The following is a 21,107-nucleotide window of genomic DNA, read 5'->3' as shown; positions in this document are numbered from 1 at the left end:
GGCGTACCCCCGTTAACGGTTCTGCCGACGCGTCATGAATGCCAGACGTTCCAGCAACTGGACGTCCTGCTCGTTCTTCACCAGTGCGCCATACAGCGGCGGAATGGCCTTGGTCGGGTCGCGATCACGCAGCACCGCCTCGGGGATCTCATCGGCCATCAGCAGCTTGAGCCAATCGACCAGCTCGGAAGTGGACGGCTTCTTCTTCAGGCCCGGCACCTTGCGCACGTCGAAGAAGATATCCATCGCCTCGCTCAGCAATTCCTTCTTGATGCCCGGATAATGCACATCGACGATGCGCTGCATGGTCTCGCGATCAGGGAAGGCGATGTAGTGGAAGAAGCAGCGGCGCAGGAAGGCGTCGGGCAATTCCTTCTCGTTGTTGGAGGTGATGATGATGATCGGGCGCTGCCTGGCCTTGATGGTCTCGTTGGTCTCGTAAACGTAGAACTCCATCTTGTCGAGTTCCTGCAGCAGATCGTTGGGGAACTCGATATCGGCCTTGTCGATTTCGTCGATCAGCAGGATGGCACGCTCCTCGGACTCGAACGCCTCCCACAGCTTGCCCTTCTTGATGTAGTTGCGCACATCATGCACCTTGTCCACGCCGAGCTGCGAGTCGCGCAGACGGCTGACCGCATCGTACTCGTACAGACCCTGGTGGGCCTTGGTGGTGGACTTGATGTGCCAGGTGATGAGCTTGGCGCCCATGGATTCGGCCAGCTGTTCGGCGAGCATGGTCTTGCCGGTGCCCGGCTCACCCTTGATCAGCAAAGGGCGTTCCAGGGTGATGGCGGCGTTTACGGCGAGCTTGAGGTCGTCTGTAGCGACGTACGACTGGGTACCTTCGAACTTCATGGGGAATTCCTTGAGCCAGACCCGGCCCGGCCGGGTATTCAAATCAATAAACAGCCCAGGACTATAGCTTGCGCCCCGATTGGGTGTAAACGCACAGGGAAGATTCAGTCAATGAATGACAAAATCATTCCTCTTCTTCCAGTTCCAGCGCGCGCTCGAAACGGGGAGTGAATGCCTCGACAAAGGCATTGCGCAGAATGGCGATAAAGGCCTGGAAAGCGCTGGTCTCGGTATTGTCCAGGCTGCCGGACAGCTCGATGCGGGTAGCGAACTGATCCTTGCGCTGGTTCTGCAGCACTTCCTGGCCACCATGCACGATGGCTTCCCACAGGCCACGGAAGAAGCCCTTGTCCTCATCGCGGATGTCCTGGTCCATATCGAAGACATCGACATTGCGCAACAGCGGCTGCACGTAACCGTCGAGCTGACGTTCACGCACCTCCAGCTCCATGGTCAGGTCACCTTCACCGGCACGAAAGTCGAACTTGCCATAGGCCGAGGCAAAGTCGTTGATCCGCGTCAGGTCCAGGCCCAGCATGCGGAACTGCAGGTCGGCGTCATCCACCCGCCCCAGCGGATCGAAATAGGCCCTGGCCTCGATCGGCGCATGGTCGAGGAAGTCCGCCGTGCCGTTCATGCTCGCACTGCGCTCGCCTTGGGCGTCCGGTGCATTGGTCAGGTTGCGCACCGTCATCTGTACCGCGCTGGCGTTGACGTTGACCTGGGGGTCACTGGAGAAATTGCGAAACGATACCGTGCCGTTGTGTACATTCACCTCGTTGAGGCGTACCGGCACCATATCCTCCAGCTGCGCGCGCCAGTCGACACCTTCACCGGTCTGTTTCTGCTCCTGGGTGTCACCATCGACGAAGTTGAGTTCCGGCTGGTGGAGGTCAACGACACCAATCAACACCCCTTCCTTCCACAGCGCCCGCATGCGGATGGCAATATCCATGCTCGGCACGCTGAGGAAAGGCACCTGAACGCTACCATCGGTCTTGGTGATCTCCAGTCCGTTGATGCGATAGGCGCCATTCCACCAGGTCATGTCCACATCTTCTATGTGGCCACGGTAGTCACCCATGTCGGCAAGCTTGTCGTTCAGGAACTCGCGCACCAGCCAGGGCAGCATCAGGTGCAGTATGATCAGCAGCAGCGCCAGCACCACCGCCGCCAGCAGGGAAATGCGCATGGTCTTGTTCATATTTAAAGGGACTGACTCACCCGGCGGTAGTTCCACCGATTGACGCCCCCTTGCGCCGGGCATAGGCTGATTCCCCGCAGGCACATTACAAGGAGCCAACCCATGAGCCATGTTTTCGCAGATTATTCGCAGTCCATCGGCAATACGCCGCTGGTGCAGATCAACCGCCTCGGCCCGCAGGGCGTGACCATCCTGGCCAAGGTCGAGGGGCGCAACCCCTCGCATTCGGTCAAGTGCCGCATCGGCGCCAACATGATCTGGAGCGCAGAGTCCCGAGGCCTGTTGAAGGAAGGCATGACGATCGTGGAACCGACCTCGGGCAATACCGGGATCGGCCTGGCCTTCGTCGCTGCCGCTCGCGGTTACAAGCTGATTCTGACCATGCCCGCTTCCATGAGTCTGGAGCGGCGCAAGGTGCTCAAGGCACTGGGTGCCGAATTGGTACTGACCGAACCGGCCAAGGGCATGAAGGGTGCGATCGAAAAGGCCACGGAAATAACCCAGGCCGCCCCCGACACGCATATTCTGCTGCAGCAGTTCGAGAATCCGGCCAACCCGGAGATCCATGAGAAGACCACTGGCCCCGAGATCTGGAACGATACCGACGGCAGCATCGATGTGCTGGTATCCGGCGTGGGTACCGGCGGCACGCTGACCGGAGTGTCGCGCTATATAAAGAACACCCGCGGCAAACCGATCACCGTGGTCGCCGTCGAGCCGGTGCTGTCGCCGGTGATTTCCCAGGCGCTGGCCGGCGAGGAACTCAAGCCGTCACCGCACAAGATTCAGGGCATCGGTGCCGGCTTCATCCCGGGCAACCTGGACCTGAGCCTGATCGACCGGGTCGAGCTGACCACCGACGAGGAAGCCAAGGATATGGCTCTGCGCATCATGCGCGAGGAAGGCATCCTCTGCGGCATTTCCTCCGGCGCGGCCATGGCTGCTGCGGTACGCATGGCCGAGGAACCGGAAATGCAGAACCGCACCATCGTCGTCATCCTCCCCGACTCCGGCGAGCGCTACCTGTCCACCATGCTGTTCAGCGACCTGTTCACCGAGCAGGAACTGGTGCCCTGAGGGTCCAACCGCCAGTACCGACCCGCCTGGTCGGTACTGGCACTTCCGTCATCCTCTCTGACTGGCTATCCTGAGCACACCCGATATGCTACAGGTTGCCCCCATGCCCGATACCGCCGCGCACGTTGCCCAACGCCTGCTGGATGCCTTCGAAGACTACCGTACGACATTCCGCGATCTGACCCAGGGCGCCCGCGCCCGGTTCGAACAGGCTCAGTGGACGGAAATACAGGAAACCTCCACTGCCCGCATCAACCTGTATGACGAACGCATCTACGAGACCAAGCACCGGCTGTCAGCCGACCCGCAATGCCGCGACATTCTCGATGCCGACCGCTGGCCAGCGATCAAGCATGCCTATATAGAGCTGATTGAGGATCGTTTTGACGACGACCTGGCGGAAACCTGGTTCAACTCGGTGTTCTTCAAGATGCACCGGCATGACCAGATCAGTGATCGCACCATGTTCGTGCACAGCACCAGGCCGCCGGTACGCAAGCCGTCGCGGGTGCAACTGACCCGTGGTTTCATTTCCGGTGGCTGCCTGACCAGCCTGGCCCGTCAGGTCCTCGACGAATATGCCTTCGATGCACCCTGGGCGGATTTCGAACGTGATTGCCAGCTGATCGTCCAGTGTCTGCGGCAGGGCCTGCCGGATTGGGCACAGCTGGATCACGGGCTCACCGTGGAACTGATCCAGCCGGTGTTCTATCGCAACAAGGGTGCCTATCTGGTGGGCCGGGTGCTGAGCCAGGGCGAGCAGTGGCCTTTCGTGCTGGCCCTGGTGCACAAGGATAATGAAGGTATCAGCGTCGATACCCTGATCACCGATGAGTCGGAAGTCTCCATCATCTTTTCCTTCACCCGCTCCTACTTCATGGTCGATGTCGTCGTGCCGGCGGAGATGATCGGCTTTCTCAAGCGCCTGCTGCCCAGCAAGCAGATTGCCGAGCTCTACACCGCCCTGGGCTTCTACAAGCAGGGCAAGTCCGAGTTCTACCGTGCGCTGATCGACTACATGGCACGCAATCCCGAGGACAGGTTCGTCATGGCCGCAGGCGTACGCGGCATGGTCATGACCGTATTCACCCTGCCGGGCTTCAATACCGTATTCAAGATCATCAAGGACAGGTTCGCGCCATCCAAGCATGTCAGCCGCGCCACGGTGATCGAAAAATATCGCCTGGTGAAACGCCATGACCGCGTCGGGCGTATGGCCGATACTCAGGATTTCGCCGACTTCCGCTTCGCCCGTGACAGTTTCGAGCCCGAGTGCCTGCAGGAGCTGCTTGAGGTGGCACCGTCCATGGTGGAACTGCAGGGCGACAGCGTGCTGATTCGCCAATGCTGGACCGAGCGGCGCATGACGCCCTTGAACATCTACCTGGAGACCGCCAGCGAGTCCCAGACCCGCGAGGCACTGCTGGACTACGGCCTGGCAATCAAGCAACTGGCGGCAGCCAACATCTTCCCCGGTGACATGCTGTTGAAGAACTTCGGTGTCACCCGCCATGGCCGGGTGGTGTTCTATGACTACGATGAGATCAGCTACCTGACCGAAGTCAACTTCCGCCATATACCGGAGGCCATGTATCCGGAACAGGAAATGGCTTCCGAGCCCTGGTATTCGGTCGGACCGAACGATGTATTTCCCGAGGAGTTCCCGGTGTTTCTGTTCGCCGACGTACGCCAGCGCCGACTGTTCGCGCAGATGCACGGCGAGCTGTTCGATGCGGACTACTGGAAGGGGCTACAGCAGCAAATCCGCGACGGCAAGGTGATCGACGTGTACCCCTACCATCGCCTGCAGGACAAGGCTGTCGAGGCCTGAAAACGGGCCTTTAAAATTATCCGACGAAAGGCGTGCTATTTCCGCAAACTGACGTATACTGAATTTCGTTCGTTTAGCTCCGGCATCGATAAAAGTATTAACTTGACTTGATCGGTATTACGGGGCAAAGTGGGCGCGTAGGTTTTCAAGAGATAGAGTAGTAGGCTGCAAGCGCACTTTCAGTACGTAAGTTTGTCATTCTCGCAATCTTTGATTCCCACGCTTTAATTGAGCATTGCTCAAGTATTTCAATTTGATAGGAATTATCTGAAATGGCAACTGGTACAGTTAAGTGGTTCAACGACACCAAAGGCTTCGGCTTCATTACTCCGGACGGCGGCGGTGACGATCTGTTCGCCCACTTCTCCGAAATCAAGGTTCAGGGCTTCAAATCCCTTGCCGAGAACCAGAAGGTGTCCTTCGACATCACTACTGGTCCTAAGGGCAAGCAAGCTGCGAACATTCAGATCATCAACTAATCCTTGATGTCTGAACAGAAAACCCGGCCTCGGCCGGGTTTTCTTGTATCTGTCCTCCTCCCAGCCCGCCCGGGGCAAAAATCACTCGCCTGCACCGCCCCGACGTCGTACCCTATGCTGCAATGACCCGAGGGCGACAGAGTCATTCCATCCATTCTGTTCGCAACCTCTATCCAGACGTCCAGATCATGAGGTTCTCGCAGTGGACAGCACCAACCAGAAACAGAGCAATTCACTTCACCTGAGCCTGTTCCGCGCCGCGGAAGCCATCGTCAGCGAACTGGGTGCTTCCCAGCTGACCTTCGCCACCCTGAGCGAGCGCACCGGCGTTGATGAAGCCACCCTGAGCACCCTGTTCCCCAACCGTGAAGCATTGCTGACAGCGATGATCGAACATCGCCTGGAGCGCTTTCGCGTGCGCTGGGGTGCCTATGAAAGCGTTCTGCCCGATGAGCCCATGCGCGAACTCAAGGCATTGCTACTGAGCAACATGAGCGAGTCCACCGAGGAGAAGAACCTGGACTCGGCGATCTTCGCCGCTGCGGCGAGCAACCCGGCGCTGCTGCAGACCACCTCGGACGATGTCCAGGGGCTGTTCGACATTCTCGAGAAATCACCACTGGGGCTGGCTCAGGCCGCCGTGCTGTTCTTCTCGGTGCGCGGCTACCGCCTGTTCGAGCAGGTCGGCATCTGCCCAATGACCGATAGCCAGCGGACCGAGTTCCAGGAGCAGATCATGCGCCTGGCGCGCATCATGTACGAACAAAAGAACGAAGAGTAAGACCCGTTCAGGCCGCGGAGCTGCTCCGGCCGCTCCGCCAGTGCCGCCAACCCAGGCGCAGGCAGGCAAAACCGATGTAGGCCAGCGCAGCCAGCGCCATCACCAGGACCAGCTCGCCCAGCAACTTGCCGGCATTCTCTCCGCTACCCAGCAGCGTATCCAACGCCAAACCGATCACCGCTGGTGCCAGCCACGGTTCGAGTGGATCGATCTGCGCCGGGGTGAACAGGATCACCGCCATCACCAGCCACAGCGGCTCCCGAATGAACCACCACCCGACCCAGCGGGTCAACTGTGTCCAGACCAACCAGCAGCAGGCTGCAGCGGCAAGGTAAATCATCCACACTGTCTGGTATTCCGCCTCGTTGAACATGCTGGTGCCCGGTTGCCAATGAACGAGCGGCTATAATAACTTTTTTGTCCCTGGAGTCCTACAACCATGCCCCCATCAACTCGCCGTGATGCGACGCCTGATCCCTATGCCTGGCTGGAACAGCGCGACCGCGACGAAGTGATCAGCCACCTGAATGCTGAAAACAGCCATACCGAACAATGGCTGAGCAGTCACAATGACCAGCGGGCACTGCTGTTCGAGGAAATCCGTGGACGTATCCGCGAAACCGATCTGTCGCTGCCCGCTGTGTGGGGACCATGGCTGTATTACCAGCGTACCGAAGCCGGCGCCGAGTATCCGCGCTCCTATCGCTGCCCGCGGCCGGAGGATGGCAGCCTCGAGACCGATCCAGACCACGAGGAATTGTTGCTGGACATGAACGAGCTGGCCGGCGACGGCTTTCTGCAGCTCGGCGACTTTGCCATCAGTCCCGACCATCAGTGGCTGGCCTACAGCCTCGACCGCCAGGGCGATGAAGTGTACTGCCTGTATCTCAAGCATCTGGCCAGCGGCAATATCAGCGAGTTGCCACTGGATCAGGCCGACGGCAGTCTGGTGTGGGCCAACGACAGCGTCACCCTGTTTGCCATCAGCATGGACGAGGCCTCACGCCCGGCCACGCTCTGGCGCCTGCAACTGGGTACCCCGCCGGTGCGTGTCTATCACGAGGCCGACCAGCGCTTCTATCTGCATGCCTACCGTAGCAGCTCGGAACAGTGGCTGATCCTGGCCAGCGACAGCAAGAACACCAGCGAGGTACGCGTGGTCTCAGCCGATCAGCCGGCGGCGGACTGGCAACTGCTCAGCCGCCGCAGCAGCGGCCACGAATACCATGTCGACCATGGCCCCCAGGGCCTGCTGATCCGCAGCAACGACCGCGGTGAGAACTTCGCCCTGTACCGCACCGACCCATGTCACCCGTTGCGACCGCACTGGGAACTGCTGATCGATGTGGACCCGCAGCGCACGCTGGAACATTTCAGCGTGCAACAGCATGGCCTGCTGCTGCATTACCGCGAGGCAGGACTGACCCGACTCGAGGTACACCCGGTCAATGGCGATGCCTATGAGGTGAGCATGCCCGATGCGGTTTACAGCCTGCACGTGCAAGGTGGAGAGGAATATGTCAGCGAGCACATCCGCCTGCGTTACGAATCGCTCAACCGCCCTGCCCAGGTGCGTGCCCTGCACCTGGCCAGCGGCACCCAGAGCATTCTCAAGCAGACCCCGGTCGAGGGGCACTTCGATGCCGACGACTATGAGGTGCGCCGCGAATGGGCCAGCGCCGCGGACGGCACGCGCATCCCCATCAGCCTGGTCGGGCGGCCGACGGCCCTGGCTTCGCCCGCCCCGCTCTACCTGTATGGCTACGGCGCCTATGGCGCCAGCATGGACCCCTGGTTCTCCCATGCGCGCCTGTCATTGCTCGACCGTGGCTGGGTGTTCGCCATCGCCCATGTGCGCGGCGGCGCGGACATGGGCGAGGCCTGGTACCAGCAAGGCAAGCTGCAGCACAAGAGCAACACCTTCAACGATTTCATCGCCTGCGCCGAGCACCTGATCGACCAGCAGTACACCGACAGCAGCAAGCTGGTGATTGCCGGCGGCAGCGCCGGTGGCCTGCTGATCGGCAACGTCATCAACCAGCGGCCCGAGCTGTTCGCCGCCGCGGTCGCCGACGTGCCCTTCGTCGATGTGTGGAACACCATGAATAACCCCTCTCTGCCGCTGACCATCGGCGAGTACGAGGAATGGGGCGACCCGAACGAGCCGGCAGTGGCCGAACGAATCAGGGCCTATGCGCCCTATGAGCAAGTGCGCGAGCAGGCCTACCCGGCGATGTTCGTGACCAGCGGCTATCACGACATGCGTGTGCAGTACTGGGAGGCGGCCAAATGGGTGGCCAAGTTGCGCCACAGCAAGACCGATGACCGTCCGCTGCTGTTGCGCACCCAGATGAGTGCCGGGCACGGCGGCGCCAGCGGCCGCTACCAGTCGATGAAGGAGCTGGCCGAAGAGTACAGTTTCCTGCTGGCAGTCATCGGAGATCACGGCCAACCACAGTAGCCAGCCGGCCCGCCGCTGTCTCAGCCATTGAAATCCCCCATCGCAGGCACCACCTTGGTATATACGACAGTTCACACAAAGGGTGCTTCATGACTGATCACGACGCCGTGCCGGACTACATTGAGCAGGACCGGACCGGCCAACCCGGAACCGGGCTGGTGCTTCCCAGCCAGCGGCTGCCGGAAAAACTGTATCTGCTGCCCATCAACAATCGCCCGTTTTTCCCCGCCCAGGTCATGCCGGTAGTGGTGAATGAGCAGCCGTGGTCGGAGACCATCGAGCGGGTCGCCAACACCCCGCATCACGCCCTGTCGCTGTTCTGGGTAGATACGCCGTTGCCAGACAGCGGCGAACTGGATCCGGCGCAATTACCGAAGACCGGCTGCGCGGTGAAGATCCACCAGGCAGTGAGGGAGGATGGCAAGATCCAGTTCATCGCCCAGGGACTCACCCGGGTACGCATCAGCCACTGGCTGAGCCGCAAACCGCCCTATCTGGTGGAGGTCGAGTACCCCGAGTCCCCCAGCGACGAGCGTGACGAGGTACGCGCCTACGCCATGGCGCTGATCAACTCGATCAAGGAGCTGTTGCCACTGAACCCGCTGTACAGCGAGGAGCTGAAGAATTATCTGAACCGGTTCAATCCGAACCAGCCTTCCCCGCTGTCGGATTTCGCCGCCGCGCTGACCTCGGCCAAGGGCAGCGAACTGCAGGATGTGCTCGACACCATTCCGGTGCTGCGACGCATGCAGAAAGTGCTGGTACTGCTCAAGCAGGAAATCGACGTGGCCCGTCTGCAGGGCGAGATCAGCGCCGAGGTCAACCGCACCATCAGCGAGCAGCAGCGCAAGTTCTTCCTCAAGGAGCAACTGAAGGTCATTCAGAAGGAACTGGGCCTGTCCAAGGACGACCGCACCGCTGACATCGAGCAGTTTCGCGAGCGCCTGGTCGGCAAGCAGCTACCCGAGGCGGCACAGAGCAAGATCGACGAGGAGCTCAACAAGCTGTCGATCCTGGAAACCGGCTCCCCCGAGTACGCCGTCACCCGCAACTACCTGGATTGGGCCACGGCGATGCCCTGGGGCCTGACCCATTCGGACAAGCTCGACATCCAACGCGCCCGTCGCATTCTCGACCGCGATCATGACGGTCTGGAGGACGTCAAACAGCGCATTCTGGAGTTCCTCGCCCTGGGTACCTTCAAGGGCTCGGTCGGCGGCTCGATCATCCTGCTGGTCGGCCCACCTGGCGTGGGCAAGACCAGTATCGGCCACTCCATCGCCGAGAGCCTGGGGCGCCCGTTCTTCCGCTTCAGTGTCGGCGGCATGCGTGACGAGGCGGAGATCAAGGGCCACCGGCGCACCTATATCGGCGCCATGCCGGGCAAGTTCGTCCAGGCCCTCAAGGAGGTCAAGGTGATGAACCCGGTGATCATGCTCGACGAGATCGACAAACTCGGCAGCAGTCACCAGGGCGACCCGGCATCGGCCCTGCTGGAAACGCTGGATCCGGAGCAGAACAGCCAGTTCCTCGACCATTACCTGGATCTGCGCCTGGATCTGTCCAAGGTGCTGTTCATCTGTACCGCCAATACCCTGGACAGCATCCCCGGCCCATTGCTCGACCGCATGGATGTAATCCGCCTGTCAGGCTACATCGCCGAGGAAAAACTGGCCATCGCCAAGCACCACCTGTGGCCACGCCAACTGGAGCGTGCCGGTTTGCGCAAGAGCCAGCTGCGCATCACCGACCGCGCCCTGCGTCAGGTGATCGAGGGCTATGCCCGGGAGGCCGGGGTGCGCAACCTGGAGAAGCAACTGGCCAAGCTGATACGTAAATCGGTAATGAAGCTGCTGCAGGAGCCAGACCAGAAGCTGGGCATCAAGCCGGAGAACCTGCCCGAACTGCTCGGCGCGCCGGCATTTCGTACCGAGAAGACCCTCAAGGGCGTCGGTGTGATCACCGGACTGGCCTGGACATCCATGGGTGGGGCGACCCTGCCGATCGAGGTCAACCGCGTGCATACGCTCAATCGCGGCTTCAAGCTCACTGGCAAGCTGGGTGAAGTGATGAAGGAGTCGGCAGAAATCGCCTACAGCTACATCTGCGCCCACCTCAAGGACTTCAAGGCCGACACCCGGTTCTTCGACGAGGCCTTCGTGCACATGCATGTGCCGGAGGGCGCCACGCCCAAGGATGGTCCCAGCGCCGGGGTCACCATGGCCAGTGCGCTGCTGTCGCTGGCGCGCAACCAGGCGCCGAAGCCAGGCATCGCCATGACCGGCGAGATCACCCTCACCGGCCAGGTTCTACCGGTGGGCGGTATACGCGAGAAAGTGATCGCCGCACGGCGCCAATCGATCTTCGAGCTGATCCTGCCGGAAGCCAACCGCGGCGACTACGAGGAATTGCCCGACTACCTGAAACAGGGCATGACCATCCATTTCGCTTCGCGCTACGGCGATGTAGCCAAGGTGCTGTTCGCCTGAACGCACGAGGGCGGCCCGCAGGCCGCCCTCGTATTTTCCCCAATAGCCATCAATTGCTGCCGCGGGAGTCCGCTGACGGGGTGAAATGGCCGGCGAACGCCTCGTCCAGCTCCCCAACCTCGGGAAAGTCATTGAGATTGCTCTCGAACGGTTCCTCCACCGCAGGTTCACCGCCAACATGGCGCTTGGTATTGTCGCTATCCAGTTGCTCGATCAGATCCCAGTCCGCATCCAGATCGAAACTGTCCAGATCCAGCGCAGCGACATCCGCAGCCTCATCCGGTATGGCCACCGACGGCTCCTGCACCGGCTCGACCTGAGCCTGCTGCCTGGTCCGGACCTGTTCCAGCTGCGGGAAGCGCGCCTTCAGTTGATCGACCCGGGCCCGGTCACCACCCAGCTCCAGCACCACCGCCTGCTGCTCGGCAAAGGCCACCGCGTCCCCCAGCTCGGCCAGTACCGCCAGTTGGCGCTGACGCAGATCGACACGCTGGGGCTCGGCACTGATGGCCTTGTCGAGCATGTCCCGCGCCTCAACCAACCGGCCATAGGTGATGTACAGCTCCACGCCTTCCAGTGGATCAGCGGTCTTGCTGCCGGGGATGGTAACCGGCTGTGGCGCCGGGCTGGCAACAGGAACCACCAGCTCTGTCTCCAGGCCACGGCGCAGCCGCAGGAGAATGGCCCCGGCCAGGACGACCAGCAATGCCAGCAACGCCGGCCACCAGTTCATGATCGAGCTGCGCGGCTCACCCGCGGCCGGTGCGGCTTCCGCTGCGGACATGCTGCTCTGGAGCGCGCCGGCAACCACTGGGCTGTCGCTGCTGGCCGCCATCACGCCTGCCTGTGGCGGCGCTACGGAGAACCGGTCGGCCTCCCCCACCTCAGTTTGGGGCGCCGCAGCTGCCAGCTGCAGCTGCGCATCGCGCGCCCGACGCATCACATCGAGCTCAGCCTGCAGGCTGGCAATCTGTCGGTCACGGGCATCGAGCTCGGTCAATAGAGTATTGAAACGCGACTCCAGCACGCCCAGGCGATTCTTCAGTTCCTCATTTTCCAGTGCCGTGGCCTGCAGCAGGGGTTCTTCGATACGCAGGCGATCCTGCTGATCCGGCAAGGCAGTTGCCGGCGCCGCATCCGGCGTGACCGCTGCGAGCCTGGTGCTGCCTGGCGTCGTCTGCCCCGCGGATGCGGCTGCCGGTGACGCACCGACCTGCTGCGCGGTGGGCAGCGTCAGCGTCTGGCCGGTGCGTAGCCGATCGATATCGCCATCGATGAAGGCCGCCGGATTGAGTGCACGGATGGCCAGCATCTGGGTGCGTACCGGCACCGAGCTGTCGGCCCGGGTCGACGCGGCGATCGCCCACAGGCTATCACCAGCGGCGGTCTGATACCGGCCCGCCCCTGGTTGCGGCTGCAACGTCGGCAGGCTCGGCTGGGGCCGTGGCTGCGCCGGCGCGGAAGACACCGGCGGCGCAACCGCCGCCGGCATGGACGCTGGAGTGACGGTGGTCGCCAGTATCGGCGTCGGCTGGTACAGGGGCGGGTCCAGCAACAGGGTGTATTCCCGCAGCAACAGGCCACCGGGGCGATGCAACTGCACCAGGAAGTTGAGGTAGGGCTCGTTGACCGGCCGGCTGGATTCGACGCGCACTGCCAGTTGCTGATTCAGCATGACCGGGGTGAAACGCAGATCGGTGAGGAAATGGGGTCGTTCGATACCCACCCGGGCAAACGCCTCGGCATCCGCCAGGGAAATACGCACATCGGCAGGTGTCAGCCCCTGGGCACCATGGAGAGTGATAACGCCTCTGAGCGGCTGGCTCAGCGCCGATTCCAGTTGCAGCTCCCCCAGCCCCAGGGCATGACTGGAGCCGGCATAGAGGGCTGCCAGTGAAGCCATTCCCGCGATTATCTGGCGATGGACGTCCATTTCAGCCTTCCTTGTGTTGATTGATGTCTGCCGCTCAGAGTTGCCGGAGCAACCTTCAGAGATCGGGCGAGCGCATTAGCCATTATTATGCCACCACAGATCAGCTGTGCGAATACGGCTCCAGCACATTATCGTCAAATAAATCACGAATTTCCTGGCAAAAGCATAACAAGGTCATTTTATTGACAAACGGTCGCCGATGCCCGAGCAACTCAAGTCCGATGCATTGATGTAAAATGACGTTTTGCCGATTCAGCTGGACCTCCCCATGACCGATGTAGACAAGCTGTTCGCAGCGCCGCTGCCGCAGGTAAGCGATTTTGTTTTCGATCACAACGTGGCGCGGGTGTTTCCCGACATGATCAAACGCTCGATTCCGGGCTACCCGACGATTGTGGAAAACATCGGTGTCATCGCCGCCCAATATGCTCAGCCGGATACGCTGATCTATGACCTGGGCTGCTCGCTGGGCGCGGCGACACAATCCATGCGCCGCCATCTGCGCAGCGAGGGCTGCCGGATCATCGCCGTGGACAATGCCGAAGCCATGGTCCAGCGTTGCCGCGAGTACCTCAGCGCCCAGGACTCGATGACCGAGGAGCTGGTACCGGCAAGCGTGGTGCAGGGGGATATTCTCGAGGTGGAATTGCAGCCGTGCTCGGTGGTGATATTGAACTTCACCCTGCAATTCATCGCCCCGCAGCATCGACTGGCAGTGCTGAGCCGCATACGCGATGCGCTGCTGCCCGGTGGTGTGCTTATCCTCTCGGAGAAATTCCGTTTCGCCGAGTCGAACGTGCAGCATCACCTGGAGCAGGTGCATTACGCCTTCAAGCGCGCCAATGGCTACAGCGACCTGGAAATCGCCCAGAAACGCAGCGCCATCGAGAATGTCATGTTGCTGGACACTCAGCAGGCGCACCTCGAACGGCTGCAGGCTGCCGGCTTCAGCCAGGCCTACACTTGGTTCCAGTGCCTCAATTTCGGTTCGATAATGGCCCACGCGTGATCGATTACTCCCCTCTCTACCGCGAGCTGAGCGGTACCCCCCTGGAACATTGGCTGGATGACCTGCCGGCCGCCCTGCAGCAGCGCCTGGAGCAGGCCCGCCGGCATGGCGACTTGCCCCGCTGGCAGGCTTGCCTGGAGCAGTTGCCGAACCAACTGCCAGGCACGCTCGATATGCGCAGCGGCGTGCACATCGGCCAGCGCGATGACCTTGATAGCCAGCAACAGCAGGATCTGCTGGCGGCACTGCAGGGACTGCATCCCTGGCGCAAGGGGCCCTTCGAGTTGTTCGGCGTGCATATCGATACCGAGTGGCGTTCGGACTGGAAGTGGCAGCGGGTGTCGCCGCATCTGGATCTTGGCGGCAAGCGGGTGCTGGATGTCGGCTGCGGCAACGGCTATCACATGTGGCGCATGTGGCAGGATGGCGCCCGGCTGGTCATCGGCGTGGACCCGAACCTGCTGTTCCTGACCCAGTTCGAAGCCATTCGCCGCTACCTGCCGGATGCACCTGTATGGCAGTTACCCTTCACTTTGGAAGATCTGCCCGAGCCCAGCGCCGGCTTCGACTGTGTATTTTCCATGGGGGTGCTGTATCACCGCCGCGCACCGCTGGACCACCTGCTGCAGTTGAAAGCCTGCCTGCGCCCTGGCGGTCAATTGGTGCTGGAAACCCTGGTGATCGAGGGCGATGAACAGCAGTGCCTGATTCCCGAGGACCGCTATGCGCAGATGCGCAACGTCTGGTTCCTGCCGTCGGTAGCCATGCTGGAGCGCTTTCTGCGCCGCTGCGGCTACACCGATGTACGCTGCGTCGATCTCAATCGTACCAGCGTAGAGGAGCAGCGCAGTACCGAATGGATGCGGTTCCAGTCATTGCCGGAGTTTCTCGATCCGGCCAATCCGGCGCTGACCTGCGAGGGATACCCAGCGCCATTGCGCGCCACCGTGCTGGCGACGCGCCCCTAGGGCCTGTCAGCCGAAGACCGTGACGGTCTGCCGGCTGATGGCCACCAGTTGGTCGGCCTGATTCCAGATCATCGCCGAGGTATGGCCGTAGCCGTCCCGGGCGTATTCCACCTCGGCGCGGTATTTCAGCCAGTCGGTGTTGGCGATGACCGGCTGGGGCTGGATGAACTCGATGGTCCAGGTCAGCGAACTGGCCGGCACACGGCGCTGCAGATGCGGCAGGATTGCCGGCGGCCAGACGTCCACCAGCCCCAGGATGTGCGCCTCATGGATTTCGCCCTCATCCCCGGCAAAGCGCATCCAGCCACCCATCTCCCGCTTGCGGCTGTTGCTGAAAGGCAGGTCGCCAATCCCCCAACGGGTTTCGAAGTGCTGCAGAAAGATCGGGAACAACCCTTCGATATAGGGGATCTGGGTGCACTCCTCCGGCGCCTTGATGAGCGGTGCCGGTTCGGCATCGACCGCCACCGCGGATTCGCGCGAAGCGCCGAAACTGCCCTGCACCACGCACATCACCTCGCCGTTCTGCGTGGCCATGCCGAGCATCTGGGTCACCGCCTTGCCCTGGCGCAGCACCCGGGCCTCGACCTGCATCTCCACCTCGGTGGCCACCGGGCCAACGAAGGTAATCGCCAGTGAGCGCACCGGGCGCTCCGCTCCGACCTTGGCACGCATGCCCTCGTATACCAGTGCCGCCACCAGACCGCCATAGCCAGCGCGCCCCTGGGCCCAGTCAGCAGGCAGGGTGACGCTATTGTCAGCGGAATCGGCAAGAGCAGCGAGAAGATCAGCGAAGGTCATGGATTTGTCTCTGAAATCAGGATGTTGCCATCATATGGCATCCACTGGGCCAGGCAAGCCCGGCACGGAAGCATCAGGACGATGAATATTCCGTCATGTTCGCGCGGTCCAGCCGCAGCCCGCAGATCCAGCCCAGCGCGAACCACCCCGGCGGGATGTCCGGCCAGTCATCCTCGCCCAACCCGGCCAGATCGAAACCGGCTACACCGGCGCGCGCCAGCAGCCGCTGCTGCCACCACCCCAGGCAGGCGCCAGCCCCCGGCGCATGCCGGTTGGCCATGTCGGTACGCAGGCGCATCGGCAGGGATTCGAACAACAGCGCGTCGATGGCCGGGAAGATTTTCCGCTCGTTGTCGAGATAGGCCGTACGGGCGGCCGGCTTCAGTTCCAGCAACTGGGCGAGGGTTTCGAGCTGCGCGGCATATTCGCGGTGGCTGTGCAGCGGATCCAGCCGCTGGCGCCAGTCGAGCTGCAGGCGCTCTACCGCCTCGGCCAGACTCAGCGCACCGGCCGCAGGTGCGTCCAGCAGCGTGCCGAGCAATTGCCGCTGCTGCAGCGGCAACTCGCCCAGCAATAGCGCCAGCTCCGCCGTACTGGAGCCTGGCTGTGGCAGCCAGCGGCTGGCGTTGCCCTCGGGCAGTTGCTGCATGCGCTGGCAGCGCGCCGGCCAGCTGGCCGGCAGCAACTGTTCGCGCAGCTCCAGCCATTGCTCCTGCAGCTTGTCCTTCTGTCCATTGAGCCAGCGCTCCAGCTGCCAGCGCCGACGCGATTTATGCCTTGTCATCCGTTACCTTGCCCAAACGATCCCTGATGCCCTGGATGATGCCACGGTTATCCTCGGCCAGCATATCCCGGTTCGCCAGAGGTGACGCACGGCACAGATCCAGGGTGAAATGGCCGAGCCGGGCGCTGTACAGGCCGACACCGACCCCCTGCCCGACCCGCGCCGCCAGTTTTTCCAGCACCCCCGACAACAGGCTGTCGCTGAGTGCACCTATGGCCATTTCGGTGCCGCCGGCCAGGGCGATATTGCGCAATACATGCCGGGCCAGGCGCCAACTGCTCAATTGGCTGATCGGCAGTCCATAACATATGGCGATGCGCTGCATCATGCGGATATTGCGCCATACCACCAGCAACAGGTCGACGGTTACCCAGGGGCTGGTCGCCACCAGCAGCCCGGTACCCACCGCATCCCGCTGCAGCAGGCGCCGCGCCTGCAGATCCAACGGCTGGTAGAACAGCAGGTTCAACCGCCGGCTGACCTCCTCAGCGGTATGTGACGCATCCAGATCGGCGCAGGCCGCAATCAGCCGCACCGCCAGCGGGGTATCCGCATACAGCGCCTGCAGACGGTCCAGCCAGTCCACTGCCAGACGCTCGCGTGGGTCGGCGAGTGCTGCCTGCATTTCCAGTCGCAGCTGTTCCAGATCGGTCAGACGGGCGCGCTGGCGGCGAATATCCCACCAGGCCTTCAATCCGGTCCCAGCCAATGCCAGTCCAGACAGTCCCACCAGCGCTCCGGCTACCGGCTGCCAATGCCAGGCCGCCAGCGTCCACTGCCCCCACTCGTGGGCCGCCGCACCCAACACCACGGCCAGCAGTAGCTTGCCCAGGCGACTCGGCCAGCGGCTGCGTGGGGGCGCATTGAGCAGCCCCGGCTCGGGCAACTCGACACTCAGCACCTGCTCATGGCCACTGAGCGTCGCTTCACCGAGAATCCGTGTACGCTGCAAGGCTTCCTCGCCCAGCGGCTCGTCCATGGTTTCCAGGATTCGGGTCTTCTGCTGCTCGCTCATAGTGTGTGGCCCTCCACCATCCAGCCGATCAGCTCATCCATACGGTAATGTGGAAACGGCTCGTTGCGATGCAGTCCGGCAGGCGGACGCAGATCCAGCAACTCCGGCCCGGCGACCTGCAGATCCAGCGGCAGGTGCTCGGGAATCCCGCCCGGCTGATAGCGAACCCAGCCGCTCTGGCCCTGCAGCCCGGCAACCAGTGCGTCACCCTCCTGGCGGGTGGCACGTACCGCCGCCAGCGGGAAGCCCCTGACCTGCACCCCGCCGTGACGCACCTCGGACAGACTATCGGTGAGCAGGTCTTCCAGGCACTGCTGCACTGCCCGCTGCTGAGCCGGCGCCACCTGGTCGACCTTGGTCGCACATACGGCCAGACGGCTGATACGCGGCTGCCAGAAGCGGCTGAGCAGACTGTTGCGCCCATGCCGGAAGCTTTGCAGAACCGACTCCAGGGCCGCTTTCAGATCCGTCAGCGCAGCCTGGCCGGCATCCATCGGTGCCAACATGTCGACCAGCAGTATCTGCCGATCCAGCCGGCTGAAGTGCTCATCATAGAAGCCCTTCACCACGTAGTCCCGGTAATAGCGAAAGCGCGCCTCACATTCACTCCACCAACTGCCGGCCTCACCCCGGGTGTGGCGGTTGGCCGAAAGCAGCGGTACGAATAGCAGCATGTCAGCGGCGATACCGCTGCCCGGCAGCAGGAAGCGCCCAGGCTGATTGCGCGACAACCCGGCCTCACTGCGGCTGCGCTGCAGAAACTCGGTCCAGGCTCCGGTCAGACGTTGCAGTTGTCCGACATCCTGGGGCGCCAGCGGATCGATCGCCGCCAGCTCGTCACGCAACGCCCCGGCAAGGCTGCGCCGCGGCTCGGCATCCAGCCAGTCACGCATCTGCTCGCACCAGTGCCCATAATCCAGGCCCAGCAGCGGTAGATCGAGCAGCCACTCGCCGGGATAATCCAGTATCTCGATCCGCAGTGCGCGAGTCTGTTGCAGTCGTTTCAGCAGACCGGTCTGGCGAAAGCGCAGGTCAATCACCACCCGCGACAGATCACGGGTGGACGCCGGCCAGCTGGCCGGCTCCCCAGCCAGCGCCTGCAGAGCCTCGATATAGGCAAACGGCTGTTCGACGCCATCGCGTTGCCAGCGCACCGCCTCCAGACGGTCGAAGGGCCTGCGGCGCGCCAGCAGCCCGCGCTGATGATTTTCCAACTGGTTGATCAGGCCGGTAATGAAGGTAGTCTTGCCCGCCCGACTGAGCCCGGTCACCCCCACCCGCACATGCTGTGTGCCCAGGCTCGTCGCCTGCTGCCGCAACTGTGCGAGCCACTGCGGGTTTTTAATTCCTGCCATGCAGGGCACTCCTGAGGTCATTCATGGTCTATGGGCAGTATTGCACAACCGGGACAGAGGATATCCAATGGCATACGCAGACACACACAGCAAGGCGGTAGGCTACCTGCTGTGGATTTTCGGTTTCATGGGTGCCCACCGTTTCTATTACGGCAAACCCTGGACCGGTACCCTGTACTTCTTCACCCTCGGACTGTTCTTCATCGGCTGGATCGTCGACCTGTTCCTGATCCCGTCCATGGACCGGCAGGCCGACCAGCGCTTTCGCAGCGGACGAATCAACTTCAACCTGACCTGGATTCTGCTGACCTTTCTCGGCGTGTTCGGTGCCCATCGCCTGTACATGGGCAAATGGATCACCGCGATCATCTATTTCTTCACCGGTGGCCTGTTCCTGCTCGGTGTGCTGTATGACTACTGGACACTGAACGAGCAGATCTCCGTGAAGAACATGGAGAAAGCCTGGTAATCAATGGCTGCGGCGGCAGCCCGAAACAGGCACCGCCGCGTCTCATACCGGATCGTTGCGGGTCAGCAGCTCATCCGGCAGATGCACGATCCAGTCTTCCGCCTGCGGCGGCATCTGCAGGTGATAGCCCTGGCTCTTCAGGTTGTCCAGCACCTGCAGAATATCTTCCCTGGCCAACTTGCGCTGCTCGGTAAGCACCATGTCCATGGCATGCTCGGGTTTGCCGAAGAGTTTCAGCAGCGCTTCCGGGACTTCGCTGACACCCTTCTCCCGGGGCACGTACAGATACATGCCCGGCTTGCGCGGGCTGCGATAGATCGAGCACAACACCTTCATGCGGACTCTCCCTTGCTGGCAAACTGGTTCGCCAGTGCCAGCAGTTCCTCACCCATCAGCTCGCGACGCCAGCCGGTCAACTCGTCCGGCAGACGGTATGGCCCGCATGGATAGCCGGTGCGGACCATGGCTTCGAGCACCTTCTTGCGCAACATGATCTCACTGGCCATACCCAGCCGGTCGGCCTGTCGCTGTCCGACCTTGCGCAGGGTCTTGAGCAGTCGATTGGCATCAGCCGGCAAAGGTTCCGGCAGGGGCTGTGGCCACTGGGCCTCCGGCACCGCCTGCCCCTGACGGATCAGGTCGAGGATGGTCTGGCCATCCTGGCGCACAGTGCGCGGGTGCATATCCTCGAACCGTGCCAGTGCCTGCAGCGAGTCGGGCTGACGCTGCGCCAGCGGGCACAGGGTCGCTTCGCGCACCAGGCGATTGCGGGCCACATCACGCTGACGTGCCGCACGCTCCCGCCAGTCACAGAGCACCTGCAGGATAGCCAGTTCGGCGGGCTTGAGTCGCCAGGCCTGCTTGACCCGACGGTAAGCCTGTGCCGGCTCCACCATTACCTGGGCGGCAGCGACCAGATCGGCGGCATCCTCCAGCAACCACTCGGTCATTCCCGCTTCCGCGAGGCGCGGTGCCAGCAGTTGGTAGATCTGCGCCAGATGCACGGTATCGTCGGCGGCATACTGCAGTTGCCTGGCGCTCAGCGGACGTTGCAACCAGTCGGAGCGGGTCTCGTCCTTTGGCAGTTCAATGCCCAGCAAACTGCTGACCAATCGTGAATAGGACATGGAAAAGTCCATGCCCAGGTAGGCGGCAGCCAGTTGAGTATCGAACAGGGGGGCGGGCAAGGCGCCACACAGATGCTGGAACACTTCCAGATCCTCACTGCAGGCATGCAGTACCTTGACCACGTTGGGGCTCTGCAGCAGCGTTACCAGCGGGGACCAGTCGGTAATCGCCAGCGGATCGATCAGGAAGGCACGCTCGCCGTCGCCGATCTGGATCAGGCCGGCGATGGGGAAAAAGGTTTCGGTACGGACGAATTCGGTATCGACCGCGACGAAGGGCAATTGCAGCCATTCGCGACAACAGTCTGCCAGAAGGGAGTTCTGGTCGATGATCAGAGGTTGGGCCTCGGGTGGCGTCATAAAATATCGGTTCCTTAACTGAGCCTGACAGGCTCCAAGGGGAAGTATAACCGAGCCGCTCACCGCCGCGAGCTGCAACTTTCGACCAATGTGCGCAACACCCGAT

General features: G+C 62.1%; 19 protein-coding genes. 9 read left to right on the top strand and 10 right to left on the bottom strand.

Annotated elements, in window-relative coordinates:
* Positions 1-12: 12 nt before the first annotated feature.
* Together CQ007_RS08455 and CQ007_RS08450 are read right to left on the bottom strand one after the other, a co-directional pair.
* Positions 13-858, bottom strand: coding sequence for a MoxR family ATPase (locus tag CQ007_RS08455; protein ID WP_105645065.1), 846 nt, complete (start codon positions 856-858; stop codon positions 13-15).
* Positions 859-982: 124 nt separating this feature from the next.
* A complete protein-coding gene (locus CQ007_RS08450; RefSeq protein ID WP_371919809.1) occupies positions 983-2,062 on the bottom strand; it encodes a DUF748 domain-containing protein in 1,080 nt (359 codons plus the stop codon).
* A gap of 102 nt (positions 2,063-2,164) precedes the next feature.
* On the opposite strand from CQ007_RS08450, the gene cysK reads away from it, so the two are divergent.
* The 4 genes from cysK (at position 2,165) to CQ007_RS08430 (ending at position 6,230) form a co-directional block, all read left to right on the top strand.
* Positions 2,165-3,139, top strand: coding sequence for a cysteine synthase A (gene cysK, locus CQ007_RS08445; RefSeq protein WP_105645063.1), 975 nt, complete (start codon positions 2,165-2,167; stop codon positions 3,137-3,139).
* Between the two features lie 85 nt (positions 3,140-3,224).
* A complete protein-coding gene (gene aceK / locus CQ007_RS08440; RefSeq protein WP_105645061.1) occupies positions 3,225-4,970 on the top strand; it encodes a bifunctional isocitrate dehydrogenase kinase/phosphatase in 1,746 nt (581 codons plus the stop codon).
* A 272-nt stretch (positions 4,971-5,242) separates the two neighbouring features.
* Positions 5,243-5,449 (top strand): cold-shock protein, encoded by a 207-nt coding sequence (locus CQ007_RS08435; protein WP_105645060.1) that lies wholly within the window; start codon positions 5,243-5,245, stop codon positions 5,447-5,449.
* A 202-nt stretch (positions 5,450-5,651) separates the two neighbouring features.
* A complete protein-coding gene (locus CQ007_RS08430) occupies positions 5,652-6,230 on the top strand; it encodes a TetR/AcrR family transcriptional regulator (protein ID WP_105645058.1) in 579 nt (192 codons plus the stop codon).
* A gap of 7 nt (positions 6,231-6,237) precedes the next feature.
* Here CQ007_RS08430 and CQ007_RS08425 read toward each other — a convergent pair whose 3' ends face one another.
* Positions 6,238-6,603, bottom strand: a complete 366-nt coding sequence (locus tag CQ007_RS08425) for an MFS transporter (protein WP_105645056.1) — start codon at positions 6,601-6,603, stop codon at positions 6,238-6,240.
* Positions 6,604-6,669: 66 nt separating this feature from the next.
* On the opposite strand from CQ007_RS08425, the gene CQ007_RS08420 reads away from it, so the two are divergent.
* The gene (locus CQ007_RS08420) at positions 6,670-8,691 is read left to right on the top strand and encodes a S9 family peptidase (protein ID WP_105645054.1); all 2,022 of its coding nucleotides are present in this window, start codon (positions 6,670-6,672) and stop codon (positions 8,689-8,691) included.
* Between the two features lie 89 nt (positions 8,692-8,780).
* Positions 8,781-11,180 carry an endopeptidase La gene (gene lon / locus CQ007_RS08415; protein ID WP_105645052.1) on the top strand — a complete coding sequence of 800 codons (2,400 nt, stop codon included), beginning with the start codon at positions 8,781-8,783 and terminating at the stop codon, positions 11,178-11,180.
* Between the two features lie 49 nt (positions 11,181-11,229).
* Here the strand turns inward: lon and CQ007_RS08410 are convergent, their stop codons facing one another.
* Positions 11,230-13,113 carry a FimV family protein gene (locus CQ007_RS08410; RefSeq protein WP_105645050.1) on the bottom strand — a complete coding sequence of 628 codons (1,884 nt, stop codon included), beginning with the start codon at positions 13,111-13,113 and terminating at the stop codon, positions 11,230-11,232.
* A 268-nt stretch (positions 13,114-13,381) separates the two neighbouring features.
* Here CQ007_RS08410 and cmoA point away from each other — a divergent pair, with 268 nt between their 5' ends.
* Together cmoA and cmoB are read left to right on the top strand one after the other, a co-directional pair.
* The gene (gene cmoA / locus CQ007_RS08405; protein ID WP_105645048.1) at positions 13,382-14,122 is read left to right on the top strand and encodes a carboxy-S-adenosyl-L-methionine synthase CmoA; all 741 of its coding nucleotides are present in this window, start codon (positions 13,382-13,384) and stop codon (positions 14,120-14,122) included.
* On the top strand, positions 14,119-15,090 hold the full coding sequence (gene cmoB, locus CQ007_RS08400; protein WP_105645046.1) for a tRNA 5-methoxyuridine(34)/uridine 5-oxyacetic acid(34) synthase CmoB: 972 nt from the start codon (positions 14,119-14,121) through the stop codon (positions 15,088-15,090). Before cmoA ends, cmoB begins: the two co-directional genes overlap by 4 nt.
* A 6-nt stretch (positions 15,091-15,096) precedes the next feature.
* Here cmoB and CQ007_RS08395 read toward each other — a convergent pair whose 3' ends face one another.
* From CQ007_RS08395 to CQ007_RS08380, 4 genes are all read right to left on the bottom strand, one after another.
* Complete coding sequence (locus CQ007_RS08395; protein WP_105645044.1) at positions 15,097-15,891, bottom strand: acyl-CoA thioesterase II; 795 nt, start codon at positions 15,889-15,891, stop codon at positions 15,097-15,099.
* Positions 15,892-15,964: 73 nt separating this feature from the next.
* Complete coding sequence (locus tag CQ007_RS08390; protein WP_105645042.1) at positions 15,965-16,675, bottom strand: hypothetical protein; 711 nt, start codon at positions 16,673-16,675, stop codon at positions 15,965-15,967.
* A complete protein-coding gene (locus CQ007_RS08385) occupies positions 16,662-17,690 on the bottom strand; it encodes a DUF697 domain-containing protein (protein WP_105645040.1) in 1,029 nt (342 codons plus the stop codon). The genes CQ007_RS08390 and CQ007_RS08385 overlap by 14 nt, the downstream gene beginning before the upstream one ends.
* Positions 17,687-19,045 carry a YcjX family protein gene (locus CQ007_RS08380; RefSeq protein WP_158256744.1) on the bottom strand — a complete coding sequence of 453 codons (1,359 nt, stop codon included), beginning with the start codon at positions 19,043-19,045 and terminating at the stop codon, positions 17,687-17,689. The genes CQ007_RS08385 and CQ007_RS08380 overlap by 4 nt, the downstream gene beginning before the upstream one ends.
* Before the next feature lie 67 nt (positions 19,046-19,112).
* Here CQ007_RS08380 and CQ007_RS08375 point away from each other — a divergent pair, with 67 nt between their 5' ends.
* Positions 19,113-19,514, top strand: coding sequence for a TM2 domain-containing protein (locus CQ007_RS08375; RefSeq protein WP_105645036.1), 402 nt, complete (start codon positions 19,113-19,115; stop codon positions 19,512-19,514).
* 42 nt (positions 19,515-19,556) lie between these two features.
* On the opposite strand, the gene CQ007_RS08370 is transcribed toward CQ007_RS08375, so the two are convergent.
* Together CQ007_RS08370 and rnd are read right to left on the bottom strand one after the other, a co-directional pair.
* Entirely contained in the window at positions 19,557-19,850 is a 294-nt protein-coding gene (locus CQ007_RS08370; RefSeq protein WP_105645034.1) for a YcgL domain-containing protein, read from the bottom strand.
* Positions 19,847-21,001 carry a ribonuclease D gene (gene rnd / locus CQ007_RS08365; protein WP_105645032.1) on the bottom strand — a complete coding sequence of 385 codons (1,155 nt, stop codon included), beginning with the start codon at positions 20,999-21,001 and terminating at the stop codon, positions 19,847-19,849. The genes CQ007_RS08370 and rnd overlap by 4 nt, the downstream gene beginning before the upstream one ends.
* Positions 21,002-21,107 lie beyond the last annotated feature (106 nt).

It is taken from the genome of Pseudomonas sp. MYb185 (assembly GCF_002979975.1).
GTDB lineage: Bacteria > Pseudomonadota > Gammaproteobacteria > Pseudomonadales > Pseudomonadaceae > Halopseudomonas.
Note: the sequence above shows the minus strand (reverse complement) of the source record. Positions and strands in the feature narration are given on the sequence as shown.